This window comes from Kaistia sp. MMO-174, assembly GCF_037147815.1.
In the GTDB taxonomy this organism is placed as follows: domain Bacteria; phylum Pseudomonadota; class Alphaproteobacteria; order Rhizobiales; family Kaistiaceae; genus Kaistia; species Kaistia nematophila.
In genome coordinates this window covers 531,436-551,771 of the sequence record NZ_JBBCUO010000003.1, presented here as the reverse complement: position 1 = coordinate 551,771, position 20,336 = coordinate 531,436, and the positions used below count along the sequence as shown (strand labels likewise).

27 protein-coding genes are annotated in these 20,336 nt (G+C 65.2%); 13 read left to right on the top strand and 14 right to left on the bottom strand.

What is annotated here, in order from left to right; all coding sequences use genetic code 11:
• Positions 1-20: 20 nt before the first annotated feature.
• From WFK98_RS14570 to WFK98_RS14560, 3 genes are all read right to left on the bottom strand, one after another.
• Entirely contained in the window at positions 21-737 is a 717-nt protein-coding gene (locus tag WFK98_RS14570) for an MgtC/SapB family protein (protein WP_336800731.1), read from the bottom strand.
• 197 nt (positions 738-934) lie between these two features.
• Positions 935-1,240, bottom strand: a complete 306-nt coding sequence (locus WFK98_RS14565) for a hypothetical protein (RefSeq protein WP_266340736.1) — start codon at positions 1,238-1,240, stop codon at positions 935-937.
• 135 nt (positions 1,241-1,375) lie between these two features.
• Positions 1,376-2,101 carry a phytochelatin synthase family protein gene (locus WFK98_RS14560; protein WP_336800730.1) on the bottom strand — a complete coding sequence of 242 codons (726 nt, stop codon included), beginning with the start codon at positions 2,099-2,101 and terminating at the stop codon, positions 1,376-1,378.
• Positions 2,102-2,606: 505 nt separating this feature from the next.
• Here WFK98_RS14560 and chvE point away from each other — a divergent pair.
• The 3 genes from chvE to mmsB all read left to right on the top strand — a co-directional run bounded on the left by chvE (position 2,607) and on the right by mmsB (position 6,597).
• Positions 2,607-3,674: a multiple monosaccharide ABC transporter substrate-binding protein gene (gene chvE, locus WFK98_RS14555; RefSeq protein ID WP_266340734.1), complete on the top strand. Its 1,068-nt coding sequence runs from the start codon at positions 2,607-2,609 to the stop codon at positions 3,672-3,674.
• Positions 3,675-3,778: 104 nt separating this feature from the next.
• Entirely contained in the window at positions 3,779-5,311 is a 1,533-nt protein-coding gene (mmsA, locus tag WFK98_RS14550; RefSeq protein WP_266340733.1) for a multiple monosaccharide ABC transporter ATP-binding protein, read from the top strand.
• On the top strand, positions 5,311-6,597 hold the full coding sequence (gene mmsB / locus WFK98_RS14545) for a multiple monosaccharide ABC transporter permease (RefSeq protein ID WP_266340732.1): 1,287 nt from the start codon (positions 5,311-5,313) through the stop codon (positions 6,595-6,597). The genes mmsA and mmsB overlap by 1 nt, the downstream gene beginning before the upstream one ends.
• Before the next feature lie 227 nt (positions 6,598-6,824).
• Here the strand turns inward: mmsB and WFK98_RS14540 are convergent, their stop codons facing one another.
• Together WFK98_RS14540 and WFK98_RS14535 are read right to left on the bottom strand one after the other, a co-directional pair.
• Positions 6,825-7,652, bottom strand: coding sequence for an SDR family NAD(P)-dependent oxidoreductase (locus WFK98_RS14540; RefSeq protein WP_336800729.1), 828 nt, complete (start codon positions 7,650-7,652; stop codon positions 6,825-6,827).
• 88 nt (positions 7,653-7,740) lie between these two features.
• Complete coding sequence (locus WFK98_RS14535; RefSeq protein WP_266340730.1) at positions 7,741-8,019, bottom strand: TM2 domain-containing protein; 279 nt, start codon at positions 8,017-8,019, stop codon at positions 7,741-7,743.
• A gap of 176 nt (positions 8,020-8,195) precedes the next feature.
• Between WFK98_RS14535 and WFK98_RS14530 the strand changes: the two genes are divergently transcribed.
• Positions 8,196-8,549: a DMT family protein gene (locus tag WFK98_RS14530; RefSeq protein WP_266340729.1), complete on the top strand. Its 354-nt coding sequence runs from the start codon at positions 8,196-8,198 to the stop codon at positions 8,547-8,549.
• A 120-nt stretch (positions 8,550-8,669) separates the two neighbouring features.
• Here the strand turns inward: WFK98_RS14530 and WFK98_RS14525 are convergent, their stop codons facing one another.
• Complete coding sequence (locus WFK98_RS14525; protein WP_336800728.1) at positions 8,670-8,903, bottom strand: hypothetical protein; 234 nt, start codon at positions 8,901-8,903, stop codon at positions 8,670-8,672.
• A gap of 206 nt (positions 8,904-9,109) precedes the next feature.
• Positions 9,110-9,730: a glutathione S-transferase family protein gene (locus tag WFK98_RS14520; protein WP_336800727.1), complete on the bottom strand. Its 621-nt coding sequence runs from the start codon at positions 9,728-9,730 to the stop codon at positions 9,110-9,112.
• Positions 9,731-9,887: 157 nt separating this feature from the next.
• On the opposite strand from WFK98_RS14520, the gene modA reads away from it, so the two are divergent.
• From modA to modC, 5 genes are all read left to right on the top strand, one after another.
• The gene (gene modA / locus WFK98_RS14515; RefSeq protein WP_336800726.1) at positions 9,888-10,694 is read left to right on the top strand and encodes a molybdate ABC transporter substrate-binding protein; all 807 of its coding nucleotides are present in this window, start codon (positions 9,888-9,890) and stop codon (positions 10,692-10,694) included.
• Positions 10,695-10,699: 5 nt separating this feature from the next.
• Complete coding sequence (locus tag WFK98_RS14510; protein WP_266340725.1) at positions 10,700-10,906, top strand: TOBE domain-containing protein; 207 nt, start codon at positions 10,700-10,702, stop codon at positions 10,904-10,906.
• An 85-nt stretch (positions 10,907-10,991) separates the two neighbouring features.
• Positions 10,992-11,264 carry a hypothetical protein gene (locus WFK98_RS14505; RefSeq protein WP_336800725.1) on the top strand — a complete coding sequence of 91 codons (273 nt, stop codon included), beginning with the start codon at positions 10,992-10,994 and terminating at the stop codon, positions 11,262-11,264.
• Entirely contained in the window at positions 11,261-11,956 is a 696-nt protein-coding gene (gene modB / locus WFK98_RS14500; protein ID WP_336800724.1) for a molybdate ABC transporter permease subunit, read from the top strand. The genes WFK98_RS14505 and modB overlap by 4 nt, the downstream gene beginning before the upstream one ends.
• Entirely contained in the window at positions 11,953-13,020 is a 1,068-nt protein-coding gene (gene modC / locus WFK98_RS14495) for a molybdenum ABC transporter ATP-binding protein (RefSeq protein ID WP_336800723.1), read from the top strand. Before modB ends, modC begins: the two co-directional genes overlap by 4 nt.
• A 125-nt stretch (positions 13,021-13,145) precedes the next feature.
• On the opposite strand, the gene WFK98_RS14490 is transcribed toward modC, so the two are convergent.
• Entirely contained in the window at positions 13,146-13,526 is a 381-nt protein-coding gene (locus tag WFK98_RS14490) for a septal ring lytic transglycosylase RlpA family protein (RefSeq protein ID WP_266340841.1), read from the bottom strand.
• Positions 13,527-13,728: 202 nt separating this feature from the next.
• On the bottom strand, positions 13,729-14,520 hold the full coding sequence (locus WFK98_RS14485; protein ID WP_336800722.1) for a DUF72 domain-containing protein: 792 nt from the start codon (positions 14,518-14,520) through the stop codon (positions 13,729-13,731).
• Between the two features lie 72 nt (positions 14,521-14,592).
• Between WFK98_RS14485 and WFK98_RS14480 the strand changes: the two genes are divergently transcribed.
• Positions 14,593-14,832: a YgaP-like transmembrane domain gene (locus WFK98_RS14480; RefSeq protein ID WP_336800721.1), complete on the top strand. Its 240-nt coding sequence runs from the start codon at positions 14,593-14,595 to the stop codon at positions 14,830-14,832.
• A gap of 40 nt (positions 14,833-14,872) precedes the next feature.
• On the opposite strand, the gene WFK98_RS14475 is transcribed toward WFK98_RS14480, so the two are convergent.
• Together WFK98_RS14475 and arfB are read right to left on the bottom strand one after the other, a co-directional pair.
• Positions 14,873-15,127 carry a GlsB/YeaQ/YmgE family stress response membrane protein gene (locus WFK98_RS14475; RefSeq protein WP_266340719.1) on the bottom strand — a complete coding sequence of 85 codons (255 nt, stop codon included), beginning with the start codon at positions 15,125-15,127 and terminating at the stop codon, positions 14,873-14,875.
• A 73-nt stretch (positions 15,128-15,200) separates the two neighbouring features.
• Complete coding sequence (gene arfB / locus WFK98_RS14470) at positions 15,201-15,620, bottom strand: alternative ribosome rescue aminoacyl-tRNA hydrolase ArfB (RefSeq protein WP_266340718.1); 420 nt, start codon at positions 15,618-15,620, stop codon at positions 15,201-15,203.
• Positions 15,621-15,751: 131 nt separating this feature from the next.
• On the opposite strand from arfB, the gene WFK98_RS14465 reads away from it, so the two are divergent.
• The gene (locus tag WFK98_RS14465) at positions 15,752-15,940 is read left to right on the top strand and encodes a hypothetical protein (protein WP_336800720.1); all 189 of its coding nucleotides are present in this window, start codon (positions 15,752-15,754) and stop codon (positions 15,938-15,940) included.
• 205 nt (positions 15,941-16,145) lie between these two features.
• On the opposite strand, the gene WFK98_RS14460 is transcribed toward WFK98_RS14465, so the two are convergent.
• The 3 genes from WFK98_RS14460 to WFK98_RS14450 form a co-directional block, all read right to left on the bottom strand.
• Positions 16,146-16,472, bottom strand: coding sequence for a GYD domain-containing protein (locus tag WFK98_RS14460; protein ID WP_266340716.1), 327 nt, complete (start codon positions 16,470-16,472; stop codon positions 16,146-16,148).
• 144 nt (positions 16,473-16,616) lie between these two features.
• Positions 16,617-16,874, bottom strand: coding sequence for a hypothetical protein (locus WFK98_RS14455; protein ID WP_266340715.1), 258 nt, complete (start codon positions 16,872-16,874; stop codon positions 16,617-16,619).
• Positions 16,875-17,020: 146 nt separating this feature from the next.
• On the bottom strand, positions 17,021-18,010 hold the full coding sequence (locus tag WFK98_RS14450) for a substrate-binding domain-containing protein (RefSeq protein ID WP_266340714.1): 990 nt from the start codon (positions 18,008-18,010) through the stop codon (positions 17,021-17,023).
• Between the two features lie 468 nt (positions 18,011-18,478).
• Between WFK98_RS14450 and WFK98_RS14445 the strand changes: the two genes are divergently transcribed.
• Together WFK98_RS14445 and WFK98_RS14440 are read left to right on the top strand one after the other, a co-directional pair.
• Positions 18,479-19,219: an ATP-binding cassette domain-containing protein gene (locus WFK98_RS14445; RefSeq protein ID WP_336800719.1), complete on the top strand. Its 741-nt coding sequence runs from the start codon at positions 18,479-18,481 to the stop codon at positions 19,217-19,219.
• Between the two features lie 31 nt (positions 19,220-19,250).
• Positions 19,251-20,246, top strand: coding sequence for an ABC transporter permease (locus tag WFK98_RS14440; RefSeq protein ID WP_336800718.1), 996 nt, complete (start codon positions 19,251-19,253; stop codon positions 20,244-20,246).
• The last annotated feature ends 90 nt before the right edge of the window (positions 20,247-20,336 follow it).

The following is a 20,336-nucleotide window of genomic DNA, read 5'->3' as shown; positions in this document are numbered from 1 at the left end:
GCAATATCAGTGGCGAGGGCTCAATCCTTGGTGCTGATCGCCCAGGAAGCGTGGGTGACGCCGGCCAGGCGCTCGATCCGGCGGGCGACCGCGTCCATCTCGTTCGGATTGACGGCGGTGTTGACCAGCGTCGCGACGATTTCGGCCAGGTCCTCGCCGCGATCGTGCACCTCGAGGTCGCCGGCCGGATAATGCGCCTTTTCCAGCATGTCGGCGACCAGGGTGCGCAGGCGTGGCAGCTCGCCCGCGCGCACCGTGACCGTCACCTCATAGGTCGCCTCGGAGGCTTCCTCGTCGAGCGGCTTGCGGTTGATGGCGTTGGCCAGCGGCCGCAGCAGCGTGTTGCCGGCGATGACGAACACAGTCACCAGCGCCGCATGGGCGATCATGTCGGCGCCCGCACAGGCGCCGATCGCCGCTGAGCACCAGAGCGTCGCCGCCGTGTTGAGGCCGCGGACATTCATGCCCTCGCGCATGATGGCGCCGGCGCCGAGAAAGCCGACTCCGGAGACGACATAGGATATGACGCGCGTCGCCTCTGCCGGGCCGGTGATCGCCATGGCGAGATCGACGAAGGCGGCGGCGCCCACGGCGACGAGGACATTGGTGCGAAGGCCGGCCGTGCGCTGGCGGTACTGGCGCTCGACGCCGACCAGCGTTCCGAAGATGAAGGCGGCGGCCAGGCTGACGACGGTGTCGAGAAAGGGCCAGAACTCGAAGACTTCGATGAAACGCAAGATCGGCCCCGGCGGGTGAGGAGGGAATCAGCGGATCCTCATTCTAGCCGAGGCGCATCGACGTTCCATGACGGCCACTCGCAACGAAATCGGCCGGACGCGCAAGCGAGCCTGCGCCGGATGCGGCGCCCCGGGGGATCGCTCCGAGGCGTCGGAAACAGGGAAGCCCGGGGGGGCGGCCACGGGCGGAAGCGAGGCTATTTCTTCTTCATCTTCATGGCGGATTCGCAGGCCATCTTGCCATTGGCCATCTGCATGTCGTTCGCCATGTACATCTTGCCGTCGGAACCCATCATCATCATGACGCAGCCATCCATCGGCTTTGCGTCCTTCATCATGGCGTCCGTCATCGCCTTGTCGGTGTGCATCATGCGGGCCATCTGCCCGTTCGGCATCATCATGACGGTTTCCCCCTTCCGCATCATGGTTTCGGCGGCGAAGGCGGGGGCGGTGGCGGCCGTCGCCAGAGCGGCGGCCGCCAGGACCATGGACCATCTGCGCATGTTTTCCTCCAATATCGATGCACCTAGCCGTTTTGTGGCTACCGGATATTGTAGGACTCCAGCATCGGCTGTTCCGTTGAAACGAGCATCACTTTGCCGTGTCTCGACAATGTGCGGATTCTGGTTCCCGGCGGGCTAGTTGGCTGTCTTCCGCGAGATCAGTACATAGCCGCGCGTCCGGCCGCCATTGTCCCTGTCGGGTGTGTTCATGGCCGCGAACAGGTCCGAAGCGGTGACCCAGACCGGCGGATATTTGTAGCGGGCGACGTCGAGGATCAGGAAGCGGTCGGCCTCCGCGTCATAGGCTGCGAGCGGCGAGATATGCCCGCCCGTCTGCTGGCCCAGCGCCTTGCGCAGATAGTTGACGAGGACGAACTGACCCGGTTGGGCAAGATGGTCACGCGCGGCAGCGCGGAAGGCGTCGAGGCTGTCGTCGCCGGCATGCTTCACCGTGACGTCGAGCGGCTGCAGCGCCAGCACGCTGCCCAACTGGTCGAGCGTCATGCCCTGCCGCAGGATCGTCTCGCGCGGCACGACGGCGTCGGTCCGCGCGTCGAGCAGATTATCCTGCGTGAAGGTGCGATAGGGCTCGTATTCCGGCACGGTGGGCGCCGGCACGCCCGCCGCATTGAGGACCATCACCATCGAAGCAACGCCGCAGAAGCTCTGGGTCTTCTGGGTGACGAACTGGTCGGCGAGAGGGAAATAGGCGGCGCGCGCCTCGGCGCCGATGAGCAGCGCCTCGCCGTCGGTGGTCGCCGCGCCGACCAGCCCGGCCGGAAGCGGCAGGGTCTCGGCGGAGGCGAGGCCGGCCGAAAGGCCGAGGACGAGCAATGCAACGCGGAGGCTTGGCGCGATCATGATGCGGCTCCAACGCGGACTGGCTGGCGATGATCATCTCGCGTTTCGCGGCGTTGTTCCAGTCCGGACGGTTGCGCCGATGACGTAGCGGGAGCCTGTCTCCTTTCATCGGTCCGGTCCGATCCGCGGACGCCGTGCCGGGGCGCTCCCTGCCGGCGGCGCGGGGGAGAAGCGGCCGGGCAGCGTTCAGGCGGACGCGACGTTCCGTGCTGCTCATTTTGCCGGCAATTCATCGGACCATTGCCGGAGCGCGCGAAAATGCCAACAAATTCACCCTTTGGAGCAAGCGGATACGCGTGCCCAAAAAACGTGTTTGACTGGGACCCGAATTAAATCATACGAAGACGTGCTGGACGCGGTCCCGCCCGATGGGCGACGACCCGAGCAGTCGCAGCCGGGAGGTTGTCGGGCATTGTGATCGTAGGATCGTGAAGACGATGCGCGCCGATTATCGGCGGCTCGGCCAACACGCGTGAGCAAACGTCGTACTATTGGGAGAAGACGAATGAAGCTGTTCAAGTCCGCGCTTGCGGCAGTTACCGTCAGCATGCTGGCCCTCGGGGCGGCTCATGCGGAAGACAAGGGCCTGATCGGCGTCCTGATGCCGACGAAGACGTCCCAGCGCTGGATCAATGACGGCGATGCCGTGAAGTCGCAGCTGGAAGCCAAGGGCTACACCGTCGACCTGCAGTATGCGCAGGACGACATCCCGAACCAGCTGAGCCAGCTCGAGAACGAGATCACCAAGAATCCGAAGGCGCTGATCGTCGCCTCGATCGACGGCACGACGCTCTCCGACGCGCTGCAGAAGGCTGCCGACGCCGGTGTCGTCGTCGTCGCCTATGACCGCCTGATCAAGAAGACCCCGAACGTCGACTACTACACGACCTTCGACAATTTCGGCGTCGGCGTCCTCCAGGCCCAGTCGCTGGTGAAGGGCCTCAAGGAGCGCTTCCCGGACACCAAGCCCTGGAACGTCGAGCTGTTCGGTGGTTCGCCGGACGACAACAACGCCTTCTTCTTCTACAACGGCGCGATGTCGGTCCTGCAGCCGCTGATCGACGACGGCTCGATCAAGATCGTCTCCGGCCAGACCGGCATGGACAAGGTCGGCACGCTGCGCTGGCTCGCCGCCACCGCTCAGGCCCGCATGGACAACCTGCTTTCGGCCAACTACTCGGACGGCAAGCGCGTCGACGGCATCCTGTCGCCGTATGACGGCCTGTCGCGCGGCATCATCGCCTCGCTCCGTGGCGTCGGCTACGGCACCGCCGACCAGCCCTGGCCGATCGTGACCGGCCAGGACGCCGAGACCGCTTCGGTCAAGGCGATCATCGCCGGCGAGCAGTACTCGACCGTCTTCAAGGACACCCGCGATCTCGCCAAGTCGACCGTCGAGCTCGTCGACACGGTCCTGTCGGGCGGCAAGCCTGCCAATCTCGACACCACCACCTACAACAATGACGTCAAGGTCGTCCCGTCGATCCTGCTGACGCCGCATGAGGTGGACAAGTCGAACTACGAGAAGCTCGTCGTCGAGTCCGGCTACATCAAGGCCGACGAACTCAAGTAATCGTCACATAGACGGAGGGGCCTCGCCTTGGCGGGGCCCCTTCTTGTCGGGCTGGCGACGAGGTAAACTCACCCACCCGATGCCCCTTTCCGGAGCGGCTCTGCATGACTTCCTATATTCTCGAGATGCGCGACATCACCAAGACCTTTCCCGGGGTCAAGGCGCTGTCGAACGTCAATCTCAAAGTCGAGGAAGGCGAGATTCACGCCATCTGCGGCGAGAACGGCGCCGGCAAGTCGACTCTGATGAAAGTCCTTTCGGGTGTTTATCCGAACGGCGACTATGAAGGCCAGATCATCTATCGCGACCAGGAGTGCCACTTCCGCGGCATCCATGACAGCGAGGAGAAGGGCATCGTCATCATCCACCAGGAGCTTGCCCTGGTGCCGATGCTGTCGATCGCCGAGAACATTTTCCTTGGCAACGAGCACGCCAAGTTCGGCGTCATCGACTGGAACGCCAATGAGGCGCGCACCCGCGACCTGCTCAAGAAGGTCGGCCTGACCGAGGACCCGAAGACGCTGATCACCAATATCGGCACCGGCAAGCAGCAATTGGTGGAGATCGCCAAGGCGCTCAGCAAGGAAGTCGAGCTGCTGATCCTCGACGAGCCGACGGCCAGCCTCTCGGAGAAGGACAGCCAGGCGCTGCTCGACCTTCTGCTCGAGTTCAAGCGGCAGGGCATCACCTCGATCATCATTTCGCACAAGCTGAACGAGATCAATCGCGTTGCCGACCACGTCACCGTCATCCGTGACGGGCGCACGATCGAGACGCTCGGCCGCGGCGAGATCAGCGAGGACCGGATCATCACCTCGATGGTGGGCCGCTCGCTCGAGGACCGCTATCCGCCGCGCGATCCGAAGATCGGCGAGGTGTTCTTCGAGGTGAAGAACTGGTCGGTCTATCATCCGCTGCATGCGGACCGGCAGGTGATCAAGAATATCAACCTCAACGTCCGCAAGGGCGAGGTCGTCGGCATCGCCGGCCTGATGGGCGCCGGGCGCACCGAATTCGCGATGAGCCTGTTCGGCCGCAGCTATGGCCGCAAGATCACCGGCGAAGTCCTGCTGCACGGCAAGCCGATCGACGTCTCGACGGTGGGCAAGGCGGTCGATCGCGGCCTCGCCTATGTCACGGAAGACCGCAAGGTCTTCGGCCTCAACCTGATCGACGACATCAAGAACAACATCTCGATCGCCAATCTCAAGGGCGTGTCGAGCTATGGCGTGATCGACGACCTCAAGGAACTCGACGTCGCCAACGACTACCGGCGCAAGACCAATATCCGCTCGCCGAACGTCTACCAGAAGACCGGCAACCTTTCCGGCGGCAACCAGCAGAAGGTGGTGCTGTCGAAGTGGCTGTTCGCCGATCCCGAGGTGCTGATCCTCGACGAGCCGACGCGCGGCATCGACGTCGGCGCCAAGTACGAAATCTATACGATCATCGCCCGCCTCGCTGCCGAGGGCAGGGCGATCATCGTGATCTCGTCGGAAATGCCCGAACTGCTCGGCATCTCCGACCGGATCTACGTCATGAATGAAGGCGGTATCGTCGGGGAAATGGCCGCGAGCGAAGCCAGCCAGGAGAAGATCATGCGCGCCATCGTGCGCGGAGAAGGAAAAGTAGCATAATGACCGACACTCCCACACCGCAGTCGGGCGTTGCCCAGGACGTGCCGAGCGCGCCGCGCGTTCCCGTCTCGTCCTTCGTGTCCAATCTCCGGGAATACGGCCTGATCCTGGCGCTGATCGCCATCATGGTGTTCTTCCAGATCACCACGGGCACGCTGTTCAAGCCGGTCAACCTCAGCAACCTCGTCCAGCAGAACAGCTTCATCATCGTGATGGCGCTCGGCATGCTGCTCGTCATCGTCTCCGGCCATATCGACCTGTCGGTCGGCTCCGTCGCCGGCTTCATCGGCGCGCTCGCCGCCATGATGATGGTGATCTGGCCGCTCGGCGGGTTCTTCACCAATCCGCTGGTGGTAGCGATCATCTGCCTGGTGATCGGCGGCGTTATCGGCGCGGCGCAGGGCTACTGGATCGCCTACCACCGCATCCCGAGCTTCATCGTCACGCTCGCCGGCATGCTCGTCTTCCGCGGCATGTGCCAGGGCCTGCTCGGCGGCGGCTCGTCGGTCGGCCCGCTGCCGGATGCGTTCAAGCAGCTGAGCTCGGGCTTCCTGCCCGACATCATCGGCCCGCTCACCCTGGTGCCGCCCGTCGTCAACGCCGCCGGCAAGACCATCGTCGGCTCCGGCGTCGTGCTGCACATGACCACCGTCGTGCTTGGCATCATCGGTGTGTTGGCCTTTGCCTATTCCGGCTTCCGCGCCCGCCGCACCCGCGAGCAGCACGGCTACGAGGCCGAGCCCTTCACGCTCTTCGTCATCAAGACGCTCGTCGTCTCTGTGCTGGCGCTCTTCCTCGTCTACCAGTTCGCCGTCTATCGCGGCTTCCCGATCGTGCTTGTCGTGATGGGGATCCTGGTTGCGATCTTCTTCTTCATCACGCGCCACACCACGATCGGTCGTCGCGTCTACGCCATGGGCGGCAACATCAAGGCGGCGCAGCTCTCGGGCATCAAGACCGAGCGGCTGACCCTCATGGTGTTCATCAACATGGGCGTGCTGTCGGCGCTCGGCGGCCTGATCATCGCGGCCCGCCTCGGCCAGGCCGTGCCGGCCGCCGGCCTCGGCAGCGAGCTCGACGTCATCGCGGCGGTCTTCATCGGCGGCGCGTCGGCCATGGGCGGCGTCGGCCAGGTGATCAGCACCGTCGTCGGCGGCTTCATCATGGGCGTGATGAACAACGGCATGTCGATCATGGGCGTCAATGTCGATTGGCAGCAGGTCGTGAAGGGCCTGGTGCTGCTCGGCGCCGTCGTCTTCGACGTCTACAACAAGAACAAGGGCTGACGGCTTCCACGCTGTGGCCAAAGGAAAAAGCCCCGCTCGACCGAGCGGGGCTTTTTTGCTTCTGGGGATGGTCCGTTGAAGGCCCTCACCCCAGCCCTCTCCCGCCAGCGGGAGAGGGGGCGCTCATCGCAAGCCGCGAGGTTGATGACGAGCTGTCCGGAAGCCCTCGCCCGGTTGCGGAAGAGGGTTGGGTGAGGGGCTTGCTTGCCCGAACGAGGGGGCTGAACTCACCCCTTCAGATAGGCCTGGAACTTGTCGCCGAAATCCTTGTGCCAGCGCGACAGCGGCGGACGGTTCTCGACGATGTCGCCTGCGGCCCAGAGGATGCGCTTCTCGTCCGTGGCGCGGTCGACGTCGTTGTCGGGGCAGAGGATGTAGAAATCGCCGCGCTCCAGCGAGGCGAGCATGAAATCGACCGTCTGCTCGGGCGTCCAGGCGCCGGCCGGCTTCTCCGTCCGCGCGCCCTTGGTCAGGTGCGTCCAGACGAAGCCGGGGATCAGCAGGTGCGCCGTGACCCTGGCGCCGTCGAGGTTGCGCAGCTCATGCGCCAGCGCCTCGGTCGCGACCTTCACACCAGCCTTGGAGACGTTGTAGCCGGCGTCGCCCGGCGGCGTGGTGATTCCCTGCTTGGAACCGGTGTTGATGACGAGGCCCGGCTCGGTGCCCTTCAGCATCTCCCGCACGAAGACCTGCATGCCGTGCACGACGCCGAACAGGTTGGTGCCGATCACCCGCTCCCAGTTCTCGAAGGAGCCGAGCACGGGGCCGGCGCCATCCGTGCCGGCATTGTTCATCAGCACGTTGACCTTGCCGAAGCGCTCATAGGCGGCGTCCTTCAGCCGCTCGATGTCGTCGCGGCTGGAGACGTTGGTTCGCATGGCCAGCACGTCGCCGCCAAGCAATGCCGCCGCCGCGTCGAGCGCATCCTGGCGATAGTCGGCGATGACGACCTTGAGGCCCAATGCCTGGAATTTCCTGGCAGCCGCAAGGCCGATGCCGGAAGCGCCGCCGGTGATGACGGCGACATGGTTCGGGGCGAGGGCGGGATGGGTCATGGCGGGCCTCCGGGTTGTCGTGACGGACCGGCAGCTAAGTCCGCGCGCGCCGGATTGTCCAGAGCGCGCCCCGCCCGCCACGGGCTCGTCAGGTCAGCGCGGCGCGCTCCAGCCGGCGGCGGATCTCGTCCTGCCTGGCGCGGATCATGCCGGGGATGAGGAAGGCGTCGATGATCACCCAGACGAAGCCGATGACGATGAAGTAGCTGAGGATCTGCAGGATGGCCGTGCCCGGGCGGCCGAGATAGAAGCGGTGCGCCGAGACGAACCACAGGAAGAGCCAGAGCAGATAGGCGGTCGCGGTGCTCGGGCTCTCATTCGCCACCCGCATCTCGATCAGCATCTTTTCTTCGGTCGTCAACGCCATGTTCCGTATCCCCTGATGGTCGGCGGGACCCTAGCGGAACCCGGCGGAAAGGGAAGCCGGCGTTTGCCTGCCTCGCGTGTATTCTCGTGGGTGTACTCGCGATGGCGGATGGAGCTTGACGGCGGCCATGGCGCAGGCAGAGTGCGCGCCGCCCCTCGTCAAGCTCAGGTCACGCCATGCCCAATCTGCTTTCGCCGGCGATCGCTCCGATCGTCCTGCTCGTCATCTCCAATGTCTTCATGACGTCGGCCTGGTACTGGCACCTGAAATATCCGAACACGCTGCTGGTCAAGGTGATCCTGATCAGCTGGTTCATCGCGCTGTTCGAATATTGCCTCGCCGTTCCGGCCAATCGCATCGGCCATGGCGTCTATTCGGCGGCGCAGCTGAAGACGATGCAGGAAGTGATCACCCTCGTCGTCTTCGCGCTGTTCTCGTGGCTCTATCTGAAGGAGCCGCTTGGCTGGAACCATCTCGTCGGCTTCGCGATGATCGCCGGCGGCGCCGCGTTCATTTTTCACAAGTTCTGAGCGGGGCGGCCAGCCAGAACTGCTCGATCTCGAACGTATCGTGATGCCGGCGGCGCTCGCCGCCGGCCGGTTGCCGGCGGACTTCGACGCGTTCGAAGGGGCGGGCAGGGCGGTTGCGCATCATCCGTTCACGTCGACCTGCACGACCGGTATGACCGTGCCGTAGGAAACGCCGGCACGGATCGCCTGCTGCAGGTGCTCGTCATCGGGCTTCGACGGGTTGCCGCTCATGGCATGGACGGTGACGATCGCAACGACGACGGCCGCATAGGCCGCCATCCAGAGGTAGAAAGCCCCGCGTGTGGCCCGTTCGCGCCGCCCGGCGCGGCTCTGGTTCTCATCATTTGTGCGCATCGTCTTTTCCCGTCGATCTTGCCGTCAGCCTTGCCCGTCCCACGCCCCTATTCAGAGCTTCGACTACGGCGCCGGTTCGAATGGATTGTGGCTTTGCTCGACAGATATCGTGTCGAAAGTAAGAGCCTGAAATCACGGTTAAAATTCCGTGAAGACGCTTTATACGACGTGATGGCCGAAGCCGTCTGTGACCGTCGTCACCGGCCTCAGGGACGCCAGTCCAGGCCGACATGCCGGGGCCTTGCCGCGACCCGCGCCAGCCAGGCGACGATCGCCGGATAACGGCCCAGATCGTAATCCGCCTCGCTCGCGACATGCGTGTAGGCATAGAGCGCAATGTCGGCGATCGAAAAGGCCGGTCCGCCGAAGAAGGCGTGCTGCGCCAGGAACTGGTCCATGATGGCGAGGACGCGGTTGCCCTTCTGCTGCCATTCGTCGATCCGGTGCGCCATGGTCTCGCGGCCGCCGGGAATGTAGGTCAGCCAGTTGCGCGCCACGGCGATGACCGGCTCGTGGCTATATTGCTCGAAGAACAGCCACTGGTAGCAGATGGCGCGGTCATAGGCGTCGGCCGGGATCAGCTCGCTGCCCTCGGCGAGATGCAGCAGCATGGCGTTCGATTCGGCCAGCGGCCGGCCGTCCGGCAGCACCAGCAGCGGCACCTGGGCGTTCGGATTGAGCGCCAGGAACTCGGGGCTGGTCGTCTGGCCGGCGCCCTTCTGGAAATCGACGATCCGGAACGGAATGCCGAGCTCATGCATGGCAAGCCGCGGCTTGTAGCAATTGCCCGAGAACTGCATCGAATAGAGCGTGTATTCGGCGGCCATGATCCATCCTCTTTCTTTGGCTCAGGCTAGCCGGGCCGGGCGCGCCGCGTCCAATTCCAATTCGTGCGCCGTCCATCAGCTTGGGTGATCGATCGGCAGGGCGTTGATCCCTCGACATTTCCGTGCAGAAATGTCGATCCGATTTCAGGAGCTCATCATGTCGATCCATCGCCTCCGCCGCGGGCTTGTCATCCTTGGCAGCCTCGCGCTCTTCGCCGCGCCGCTCGTCGCCCCGTTCGCCGCCGCGACGGCCAGGGCCGCCGACGTCACCGTCTTCGCCGCCGCCAGCCTGAAGAACGCGCTCGATGGCGCCGCCAGCGCCTACCAGGCCAAGACCGGCAAGGAACTGGCGATCAGCTATGCGAGCTCGTCCAACCTCGCCAAGCAGATCGAATCCGGTGCGCCTGCCGACATCTTCTTCTCCGCCGATCTCGACTGGATGGACTATCTCGCCAAGAAGGACCTGATCGATCCCGCCTCGCGCGTGACCCTGCTCGGCAACACGCTGGTGCTGGTCGCCCCGAAGGATTCGACCGCCACGCTGACGATCGCCAAGGATTTCCCGCTCGCCGAGGCGCTCGGCAAGGATGGCAAGCTCGCCATGGGCTCGATCGATTCGGTCCCGGCCGGCAAATACGGCAAGGCCGCCCTGACGGCCCTCGGCGTCTGGGATTCCGTTGCCGCGAACGTCGCGCAGGCCGACAATGTCCGCAGCGCGCTCGCCTTCGTCGCCAAGGGCGAGGCGCCGTTCGGCATCGTCTACGGCACCGACGCCAAGGCCGAGCCCGGTGTCAAGGTGGTGGGGACCTTCCCGGAGGACTCGCATCCGGCGATCGTCTATCCTGTCGCACGGGTCGCCGCATCGACCAGCCCGGACGCCAAGGCGTTCCTGGAGTGGCTGAATTCCGCGGAAGCTCGCCCCAGTTTCGAGGCTCAGGGTTTCGCCCTTCTCGCCAAGGAATAGGCAACATGAAGCTCAGCGCGCGCAACCAGCTGGAAGGCACGGTCACGGCGGTGGAGAAGGGGCAGACGACCGCGCGGGTGAAGATCGATATCGGCCATGGCCTGATCATCACATCGTCGATCACCAATGAGGCGGTCGACGATCTGGGCCTGAAGGTGGGCGACAGGGCGACGGCGGTCATCAAGGCCTCGGACGTCATGGTCGGCAAGTGAGGGCGCGTTCCTCCATGCGGGCGGATCGCGCCACTGCGCCGGGGCGGCCCGCGCCGGCCTTGTTGGCCGGCGCGACGGCTATGCCGTGGCGTTGTCGATCGGCGAACTCGATCCGCAATGTGCCGGCGAGGCCGTGATCCTCGCCTATGAGGGCGGCGCGCCGCCGGCCTCGCCGGACCGCCTCCGGCTGATGGTTACGGGCGATGCGCATGGCGGCTGCAGCGTCCGCGATGTTGTCCGCATCGAGCTGAAGCAGCCATCGACGCCGCGGCGCGCCAAGATCGCGCCCCCGACCTTCCCAAGCGGCGGCTTCGTGACCGATGATCCGGACTGGCGACTCATGACTGGCGATTCATGATTGATTTCCTCTCCCCTGAAGAATGGACGGCCATCTGGCTGAGCCTGAAGGTGTCGTCGGTGGCGACGCTGGTCAGCCTGCCGATCGGCATCGCCGTCGCGCTGTTGCTGGCGCGCGGGCGCTTCTATGGCCGCACGCTGCTCGACGGGCTCGTGCACCTGCCGCTGGTGATGCCGCCGGTGGTGACCGGCTACCTGCTGCTGCTCGCCTTCGGCCGCAAGGGGCCGCTCGGCGCCTTCTTCGAGCAGACATTCGGTCTCGTTTTCGCCTTTCGCTGGACGGGCGCGGCGCTCGCCTGCGGCGTCATGGGCTTTCCGCTGATGGTGCGGGCGATCCGCCTGTCGATCGAGGGCATCGATCGCAAGCTGGAGCAGGCCGCCTCGACGCTCGGCGCCGGCCGGCTGCTGGTCTTCCTGACCGTGACGCTGCCGCTGACCCTGCCGGGCATACTGGCGGGCGTCGTGCTCTCATTTGCCCGCGCGCTCGGCGAGTTCGGCGCCACCATCACCTTCGTCTCCAACATCCCCGGCCAGACCCAGACGATACCGTCCGCCATCTATGCGCTGATCCAGACGCCGGACGGCGACGCTGCGGCGCTGCGGCTGACGCTGATCTCGGTCGCGATCTCGCTCGCGGCGCTGGTGCTCTCCGAATTCCTCGCCCGCAGGGTTGCCAGGGGGACGGTGGCATGACGCTCTCGGTCGCCATCCGCAAGCAGCTCGGCCAGTTCACGCTCGACATCGCTCTGGAGGCAGGATCGGGCGTCACGGCGCTGTTCGGCCGCTCCGGCTCCGGCAAGACGTCGCTGGTCAACCAGATCGCCGGCCTGGCGCGGCCGGATCAGGGCCGCATCGTGCTCGACGGACGGACGCTGGTCGATACGGACCGCTCCGTGTTCGTGCCGCCGGGCAAGCGCCGCATCGGCTATGTCTTCCAGGAGGGGCGGTTGTTCCCGCATCTCTCGGTGCGCTCCAACCTGCTCTATGGCCGCTGGCTGACGCCGCGCTCCCGGCGCTGGGGCAGTCTTGACGAGGTGGTGGACCTGCTTGGCATCGGCGCGCTGCTGGCGCGGCTGCCGCGCGATCTCTCCGGCGGCGAGAAGCAGCGCGTCGCGATCGGCCGCGCCCTGCTTTCGAGCCCGGATTGCCTTTTGATGGACGAGCCGCTCGCGGCGCTCGATCGCGAGCGCAAGGCCGAGATCCTGCCCTTCATCGAGCGGCTGCGCGACGCCAAGCGCCTGCCGATCGTCTATGTCAGCCATTCGGTCGAGGAGGTGGCGCGGCTCGCCGATACGGTCGCGCTGATCGATGGCGGGCGCGTTGTCACGCTCGGGCCGGTCGGCGAGGTGTTCGCGCAGCTGAATTCGGTCGGCGACTGGGAAGCGGGCGCCGTGCTCGAGGCAACCGTGCTGGCGCAGGACCGGCGAGACGGCATCACCCGGCTCGATCATCCGGCCGGCTTCCTGGTCATTCCCTATGTCGAGGCGCCGATCGGCCAGCGCTTGCGGATCCGCATCCGCGCGCGCGACGTGACGCTGGCGGTCGGTGATCCGGGGCGGCTCTCGATCCGAAACCGGCTGCGCGCCCGAATCGTCGCGATCGGGGACGGACGGGCGCAGGATGTCGGGGTACGTCTCGATGTCGGCGGGAAGCCGATGCTGGCGCGCGTCACGCGCGATGCCGTGCGCGAGCTGGAGCTCGCGCCGGGCATGGCCGTCACGGCGCTTGTCAAGGCCGTGGCGCTCGACGGGACCTGACGCGGCTGCGAAACGCGCGCTTCGCGGCTCGCTTGCCGAGGCGAGGTCCCGTCCGGAGGGGATGGAAATACCTGGCTGCCGGCGCCGCGCCTCGAAGGGGGCGGCCGGGGCGAGGAGAGCCTGGATCAGGCCGGGCAGGCGTTCTTCATGGCGGCGCCGTCGACGACCAGGCGCACCTTGGCGGTGCCGGTCTTGACCATGCCGAGCTGCTGCGCGGCGGCGCGGGAGACGTCGATCACGCGGCCGCCGGCGAACGGGCCGCGGTCATTGATGCGGACGACGACATACTTGCCGTTGTTGAGGTTTTCGACCCGGACGCGGGTGCCGAAGGGGAGGTGGCGGTGCGCCGCCGTCATGGCGTTGGGGTTGTTGCGTTCGCCGCTGGCCGTCTTGCCGCCGAGGGCATACCAGGAAGCCCTGCCGCACTGGCTGCCGGCTTCTGCCGGAAGCGTCCCGATGGAGAGGGCCGCGCCAGCGGTGACAAGGGCGGCGGTGACCGCCGCGATACGCAATTTTACCTGCACACTAAGATCTCTTCTTTTTCGCGTTCGCCGACGCGGGATTGCACCTAAAACCGAAACAAGCTTCGCTGGCTGTTTCTCAACAGTGGAAAAAGGCGAGAATTGGGCGGCGGATTGTTCACAAATCGGATGCAACCGTCCGCAACCCGATGTGACTCGGTGCAGCGCTGCACGAGATCCGGCTGACTCAGCGGGAGCCGAGTTGCTCGATCAGCGCCATGGCGGCGAAGGGCGCCTTCGGCTTGAAGCCATTGATCATGTAAATGAAAACGTCGCGCCTGCCGGCCTTGACCGGTGCGTCGGCGACGAGCGGCAGGTCGGCGGGGACGGAGCCCTCCGCCCAGTTCCGGGCGCGGTCGCGCCACGTGCTCAGGGCCGAGTCCGAATAGCCATTTTTTTCGTCCTCGGAGGAGTCTTGCAGACGCGCATAGACGAAATCGGCGGTGGGGTCGGCAATCTGCGGATGTGTGTCGGAATCCGCCACTACCACGGCGACGCCATGCCGGCGCGCCAAGGCGATGAAGTCAGGCGTCTGGAAAGTCGGGTGGCGGACCTCGACGGCGTGGCGGATGGCGATGCCGTCGACCGTCTTCGGCAGCAGTTCGAGGAAGCCGGCGAAGTCGTCGGCGTCGAACTTCTTGGTCGCCATGAACTGCCAGTTGATCGGGCCGAGCTTGGGGCCGAGCTCGGTGACGCCGCTGGCGAAGAAGCGGTTGATCGAGTCGCCCGCCTCGGCCAGAACGCGCCGGTTGGTGGCGAAGCGCGGCCCCTTCAGTGAGAAGACGAAGTCGTCCGGCGTCTCCTCGGCCCATTTGCGGAAGCTCTCGGGCTTCTGCGAGCCGTAGTAGGTGCCGTTGATCTCGATCGAGGTCAGCCTGGAGCTCGCATATTCGAGCTCGCGCTTCTGCGGCAGCCCCGCCGGATAGAAGTCGTCGCGCCAGGGTTCGAAGGTCCAGCCGCCTATGCCGACCCGGATCATCGGCTGCGCCCTTCGACGGGAACGGGTGCCGACCTCGTGCGTTTGCTAGCGTCAGCAATCGGAGGTGCCAAAATGTTTCGGGCCAAACCACCCGTTGTCGTTCCGGAGATTTCGACGGAAGGTCGCGTCGTTTCAGTCATCGCCGGCCTCCTCTTGGCTGCTGCGGCGGTCAAGCCGAGGCCGAACCGCTTGCTGTCCGTTTTGGCGCTCGCGACAGGCTCGTATCTCGCCTATCGCGGGGCGACGGGTCACTGCCCGCTGACCAAGGCGGTGCATGACCACTGTCCGGAGTGGCAAAGCCGGGTTCGCTGAATCCGGCTGGCCCCCGGCAGGACGCGGGATCGGCGCGCCGTCAGGCGCGCTTCTTGACGACCGCGCCCCAGATCAGGAGCACGATGACGGCGCCGACAATGGCGCCGATGAATCCGGCTTGGTCATTCGGGCCGTACCAGCCGATCGCCTGCCCCAGATAGGTGGCGAGAAAGGCGCCGGCGATGCCGAGAAGAACCGTCAGGATGAAGCCGCTCGGCTCGTTGCTGCCTGGCGTGATGAACTTGGCAATGACGCCGGCGACGAAACCGATGATGATGGTCCAGATGATGCCCATGAGGCGCTCCCGGTTATGACACAGCGCATGGCCGCGTCAAAATGTTGCACGCCTTTGGCTGATTTGGCGAGAGCTAATCGAGCTTGACGCTGCCGCGCATCGCCTTGACGCCCGAGCGCTTGGCCTTGCCTTCGAGCCGGCGCTTCTTCGAGGCGAGCGTCGGCCTCGTTGCGCGGCGCGGCGTCGGCGGAACCAGCGCCTCCTGGATCAGCGCCACCAGCCGTTCCAGCGCGTCGGCCCGGTTGCGGGTCTGGTCGCGAAAACGCTGCGCGGTGATGACGATGACCCCGTCCTGCGTCAGTTTCGAGCCAGCGAGGCGCATCAGGCGCACCGCCACCGCATCGGGCAGCGCGCGCGACCGTCTGGCATCGAAGCGCAGTTGCACCGCGCTCGATACCTTGTTCACATTCTGCCCGCCCGGCCCTGAGGCGCGGATGAAGCTTTCCTCGATTTCGCTGTCGTCGAGGGCGATCTCGTCATTGATGCGGATCATTTTCGCCTTCCAGCCGGATCGAATAGCACGGCCAAGATCAATCCGGCAGGGGGAGCGAGCTTTTCTGTCGAGGGTGTCGCCGAGACTCGCCGATTGTGCTAGAATCACCTAGCTGAACGGGGGTGTCGCCGATGAATCTCCAGTTTGGAATAGCTGTAGCGCTGGTCGTGGCAGTCGGCTTTCTGCTTGCGAACAAAGCCGGGGCCGGTCCGATCATCTGGGCCGAACACAGCGTTGCTTCGCAGCGCGCCGTCATGATGTCCGGCGTGTCGTTCGTGTTCAATACGCCGTTTCCGAGCCTTGGCATCCCGCAGCGCTGAGCGCGGCGAACGCTGCCCGGCGGGAGCGACTTTGCCGTGGGGCGTGACGTGCGGCTTTCGCTTCGCGACCAGGCCGGCGGGCCCAGGTCGCTGGGACCCGCCGTAGCGCGGGTTGTTCGATCCACGTGTCGGGCGGGCCACTGCGAGGCCCGCGGCTTTGAGGCACCGGGCTTCGATGTCCGCCGGTTTCCCGGATTCCTAGAGCCTATCCGGTCGGCGGCGAATAGCTCGCGGTCTTCGCCTTGCGCATCGCCTCCATGCCTTCCGATGCGGTCATCAGCGTCGTCGTCTGGAATTTGCTGAGCGCGCCGGAGGATGCGGTTGCGAGCGCCACCGATGCCGCCGTCGTCGCGTCGGGGAATTCGGCGATCATCACCACGTCGAACTCGCCGAAAGCGAAATGGAACGAGTTGAGCTTGCCGCCCATCGATTCGATGAGTTTGCGGATGGCGTCTTCGCGGTTCTGCGGATTGCCGACGAGCGCCTTGACGGCGCCGGGCGCATACGAAGCCTGCAGCATGAAATGAGCCATGGCATCCTCCCTTCGGACGCTCCTGGCGCCCGGAAAGCCTGGCCGGATCCGGAGGACCGGCCGGGCGATCGCCAACAGTGGACCCGTTGTTGGCGTAAGGGAAGGCGGCGGCAGGGCGCTCGCGAGAGCTTTACCGCTTCCCGTCTATTGCTGGGCCTTGGCCTCCGCGATCGCCTTGTCGTAGGCGGCGCAGATCTCGTCGAAATCGGTGGTCCGTTCGGCAACGCGGTCGACTTCGACCTGGCGGCGGCGCCAGTCCTGCGCCTTGCTCGGGTCCTTGGTGGTGATGGCCTTGACGAGCTCGGCCAGCGAGATCGACTTTTCCTGCAATTCGGCTTCGGTGCAGGCGAAGGCCGGAGTGGCGGCCAGCAGAAGCGAAAGGGCCAGGATGGTGCGGCGCATGGTCGATTGTCCTCGTCTGGTAGCCAGTCCCCGGCCCGGTATAGAGGGTTCGATCCGTCGTTGCACCTGCCGGCGGGCAAAAAGAAAGGGGCGTCGAGACGCCCCTTTCCGTACCGGACCCGGCGATCCGGCAAACGATGTCCGGCCTACTTGGCCAGGCAGTTGTCGACGTTCTCGGGCAGGCAGACGTCGAGGCCCGTATACAGGATCTCGTCGACCTTCTCGCCATTGATCAGCTTGATCATGGCGTCGGGGGCCTTGTAGCCCATCTCGAACGGACGCTGGCCGATCTGGGCATGGCTGCGGCCGGCCTTCAGCGCTTCGATCTGCGGCGGCAGCGTGTCGCCGGCGATGATGACGAGGTCCTTGCTCTTCAGCCGGTCCATCACGCCGTCCGTGACCTGCGCATAGGCCTGCGGGGCGAACTGGGCCCAGCCGCCGACCAGCACGAAGGCATCGAGCTTCGGATTGGCGGTGAAGGTGTCGCTCATCTGCTGGTTGGCGAGGTCGGACTGATCGTTGGTGAAGAGCGGGCAGCCCGCCGGTTCCGTCCAGCCGTTCTGGCCGGTCAGCTTGTCGACATCCTTGGCGCCGGCCAGCGTGTCGCGCACGCCGGCGGCGCGGGCGGCGATGTTGGCGGCGGCGACGTTGCCGAGCTGAAGGCAGACGGTGCCGCCCTTCTTATGCTTCAGCAGCTCTTCGCCCATCTTGACGCCCATCAGATAGTTGTCGGTGCCGAGATAGGCCTTGCGCAGGGCGGAATCTTCCTTGTTCAGGTCGGCGTCGACCGTCATCACCGGGATGGTCGGGGCGCGCTGCTTCAGAAGGTTGGCCATGGCCGGAGCATTGGAGGGCGAGATGGCGATCGCCGCGACGCCCTTCGTCAGAAGGTCATCGACGATCTGCACTTCGCCGGCTTCGTCATTGCTGGAAGCAGGGCCAGTATAGAGGCAAGTATAGCCCTTGCCCTGATTTTCGGCATTCCACTTCTGGCAGCCCTTGTTGATCTCCTCGAAGAAGGGGTTGTCGAGACCCTTCACGACGATCGCCAGGACCTTGTCCTCGGCGCGCGCCGCGCCAAGGCCGATCGCCAGGCAGGTGGTGGCGAGAGACAGAATCGCCAGTGTCTTTTTCATGGTGTCCTCCCGAGACAGTATAGCTTCCGCCGCCCGCCGGCCGATTGGGTCTCGCTTCGCGCCATCCCCGGACTTTCCGGGGACAGCGCGGCGCACGGATTGTTCCGTTGCCGCTGCGGGCCATAGCAACTAAATTCCGAAATCGAACAAAGTCAATGCGATTAATCCTATGAAACGATCCATGACGCAGTGCAATGTAAATATTGTGCGTCGCAAATTACCTGAATTGAAGTGGTGCTTAACATTGTGGTTCTCGATTTTTCTGAGAATGAAAGCGCTTACGGTCAATATTTGCCTTGTTTCTGCTTTCTGCATCAGCGGCATCGAAATGTATTTGTCTGATGTTCGGATTGACGTCGCCCAGACACGCCCATAAGGGTTAATTCGAGGATCGGACGGCTTCGCCGGACGGAAACGAGGGAAGCGACGGGCCGATCAACGGCCTGCGCGGCAGGGAGGAGCGCCGGGATGAGCGTCCTGGAACTCAAGGGAATATCGAAGCATTTCGGGGCGATTCAGGCCCTGAATGACGTGTCGCTGACCATCGAGCCGGGCGCCGTCGTCGGGCTGATGGGGGACAATGGCGCCGGCAAGTCGACGCTGGTGAAGATCATCGCCGGCAATTTTCCGCCCTCGCACGGCACGATGCGGGTGCAGGACCAGGAGGTCCACTTCCACAAGCCGGTCGAGGCGCGCGAGAGCGGCATCGAGGTCGTCTACCAGGATCTCGCGCTCTGCAACAACCTGACCGCCGCCGCCAATGTCTTCCTTGGCCGGGAGCTGCGCCGCGGCGTCTGGCCGTTCCGCATCCTCGACTATGCGACGATGTACAAGCGCGCCGGCGACCTCTTCAAGGAGCTCAAATCCGAGACGCGGCCGCGCGATCTGGTCAAGCAGATGTCCGGCGGCCAGCGCCAGGCCGTCGCCATTGCCCGCACCCGCCTTTCCGATGCGCGCATCGTGCTGATGGACGAGCCGACGGCGGCGATCAGCGTGCGCCAGGTGGCCGAGGTGCTGAACCTCATCCGTCGCCTGCGCGACCAGGGCATCGCCGTGATCCTGATCAGCCACCGCATGCCGGACGTCTTCTCGGTCTGCGACAAGATCGTCGTGCTGCGGCGCGGCACCAAGGTCGCCGACAAGGAGATCGCCAGGAGCTCGCCGGAAGAAGTCACCGCATTGATCACTGGCGCGCTCGAGCGCGCCTGACATCGAGCGAAACGAAAGGGAGGACGTATCAATGGCTGTTTCGCTCGACGACACCATCAATCGCCAGACGCACAGCACGCTGAGCTGGCTGCTTTCGCGCCAGACCTTCTGGGTCTTCGTCGCGGCGGTGCTCGCCTGCGTCGCGCTCAGTCTGCTCACCGACACATTCGCCACCCGCAACAACCTGTTCAATGTCACGCGCAACTTCGCCTTTGTCGGCATTGTCGCGATCGGCATGACGGTGGTGATCATCTCCGGCGGCATCGATCTGTCGGTCGGCTCGACGCTCTGCCTGTCGGCGATCGTCACCGGCCTGGTGATGAGCGCCGGCTATCCGCTTGCCGTCGGCATCGCTGTGGCTCTCGTCGCCGCCATCATCGTCGGCGTCGTCAATGGCGTGCTCATCGCCTATGTCGGCATGCCACCCTTCGTGGTGACGCTCGGCATGCTTTCGGTGGCGCGAAGCATGGCGCTGGTGCTCTCCAACAACAAGATGGTCTACCAGTTCGGGCCGGACCAGGCGCTGCTGCTGCAGCTCGGCGGCGGCACGACCTTCGGCATCGCCAATCCGCTGATCGCGCTCGCCGTGATGGCGGTGATCGCCGGCTTCGTCTTCCGCTGGACCGGCTGGGGCCGCCACATCTACGCCATCGGCGGCAACGAGCAGGCCGCGATTCTGACCGGCGTTCCCGTCCGGCGGATCAAGGTCGGCGTCTATGTGATCTCGGCGCTGACGGCGGGCATCGCCGGCGTGCTGATGACCGGCTGGCTCGGCAGCGTGACCACCAATCTCGGCACCGGCATGGAACTGACCGTGATCGCGGCGACCGTCATCGGCGGCGCCAATCTCGCCGGCGGCACCGGCACGGCGTTTGGCGCCGTGGTCGGCGCCGCGCTGATCGAGGTCATCCGCAACAGCCTGATCCTGCTGGGAATCTCGACCTTCTGGCAGGGAGCCTTCGTCGGCTCCTTCATTGTCATCGCGGTCGCCTTCGACCGCATCCGCAGCTTCCGCCAGTCGGATTGATCCTCTTGTGCCGGGCATCGCTTCGGCGGTGCCCGGTTTCTTCACCTCTCCCATGGGGAGAGGCGAGGGGAACTTCGGCCCTCGACTATC

Coding starts and splice junctions, on each gene's coding strand:
- WFK98_RS14565 (WP_266340736.1), bottom strand. CDS start 1,240: ATGCGCAGATGGTCCATGGTCCTGGCGGCCGCCGCTCTGGCGACGGCC.
- WFK98_RS14560 (WP_336800730.1), bottom strand. CDS start 2,101: ATGATCGCGCCAAGCCTCCGCGTTGCATTGCTCGTCCTCGGCCTTTCG.
- chvE (WP_266340734.1), top strand. CDS start 2,607: ATGAAGCTGTTCAAGTCCGCGCTTGCGGCAGTTACCGTCAGCATGCTG.
- mmsA (WP_266340733.1), top strand. CDS start 3,779: ATGACTTCCTATATTCTCGAGATGCGCGACATCACCAAGACCTTTCCC.
- mmsB (WP_266340732.1), top strand. CDS start 5,311: ATGACCGACACTCCCACACCGCAGTCGGGCGTTGCCCAGGACGTGCCG.
- WFK98_RS14540 (WP_336800729.1), bottom strand. CDS start 7,652: ATGACCCATCCCGCCCTCGCCCCGAACCATGTCGCCGTCATCACCGGC.
- WFK98_RS14535 (WP_266340730.1), bottom strand. CDS start 8,019: ATGGCGTTGACGACCGAAGAAAAGATGCTGATCGAGATGCGGGTGGCG.
- WFK98_RS14530 (WP_266340729.1), top strand. CDS start 8,196: ATGCCCAATCTGCTTTCGCCGGCGATCGCTCCGATCGTCCTGCTCGTC.
- WFK98_RS14525 (WP_336800728.1), bottom strand. CDS start 8,903: ATGCGCACAAATGATGAGAACCAGAGCCGCGCCGGGCGGCGCGAACGG.
- WFK98_RS14520 (WP_336800727.1), bottom strand. CDS start 9,730: ATGGCCGCCGAATACACGCTCTATTCGATGCAGTTCTCGGGCAATTGC.
- modA (WP_336800726.1), top strand. CDS start 9,888: ATGTCGATCCATCGCCTCCGCCGCGGGCTTGTCATCCTTGGCAGCCTC.
- WFK98_RS14510 (WP_266340725.1), top strand. CDS start 10,700: ATGAAGCTCAGCGCGCGCAACCAGCTGGAAGGCACGGTCACGGCGGTG.
- modB (WP_336800724.1), top strand. CDS start 11,261: ATGATTGATTTCCTCTCCCCTGAAGAATGGACGGCCATCTGGCTGAGC.
- modC (WP_336800723.1), top strand. CDS start 11,953: ATGACGCTCTCGGTCGCCATCCGCAAGCAGCTCGGCCAGTTCACGCTC.
- WFK98_RS14485 (WP_336800722.1), bottom strand. CDS start 14,520: ATGATCCGGGTCGGCATAGGCGGCTGGACCTTCGAACCCTGGCGCGAC.
- WFK98_RS14480 (WP_336800721.1), top strand. CDS start 14,593: ATGTTTCGGGCCAAACCACCCGTTGTCGTTCCGGAGATTTCGACGGAA.
- WFK98_RS14475 (WP_266340719.1), bottom strand. CDS start 15,127: ATGGGCATCATCTGGACCATCATCATCGGTTTCGTCGCCGGCGTCATT.
- arfB (WP_266340718.1), bottom strand. CDS start 15,620: ATGATCCGCATCAATGACGAGATCGCCCTCGACGACAGCGAAATCGAG.
- WFK98_RS14465 (WP_336800720.1), top strand. CDS start 15,752: ATGAATCTCCAGTTTGGAATAGCTGTAGCGCTGGTCGTGGCAGTCGGC.
- WFK98_RS14460 (WP_266340716.1), bottom strand. CDS start 16,472: ATGGCTCATTTCATGCTGCAGGCTTCGTATGCGCCCGGCGCCGTCAAG.
- WFK98_RS14455 (WP_266340715.1), bottom strand. CDS start 16,874: ATGCGCCGCACCATCCTGGCCCTTTCGCTTCTGCTGGCCGCCACTCCG.
- WFK98_RS14450 (WP_266340714.1), bottom strand. CDS start 18,010: ATGAAAAAGACACTGGCGATTCTGTCTCTCGCCACCACCTGCCTGGCG.
- WFK98_RS14445 (WP_336800719.1), top strand. CDS start 18,479: ATGAGCGTCCTGGAACTCAAGGGAATATCGAAGCATTTCGGGGCGATT.
- WFK98_RS14440 (WP_336800718.1), top strand. CDS start 19,251: ATGGCTGTTTCGCTCGACGACACCATCAATCGCCAGACGCACAGCACG.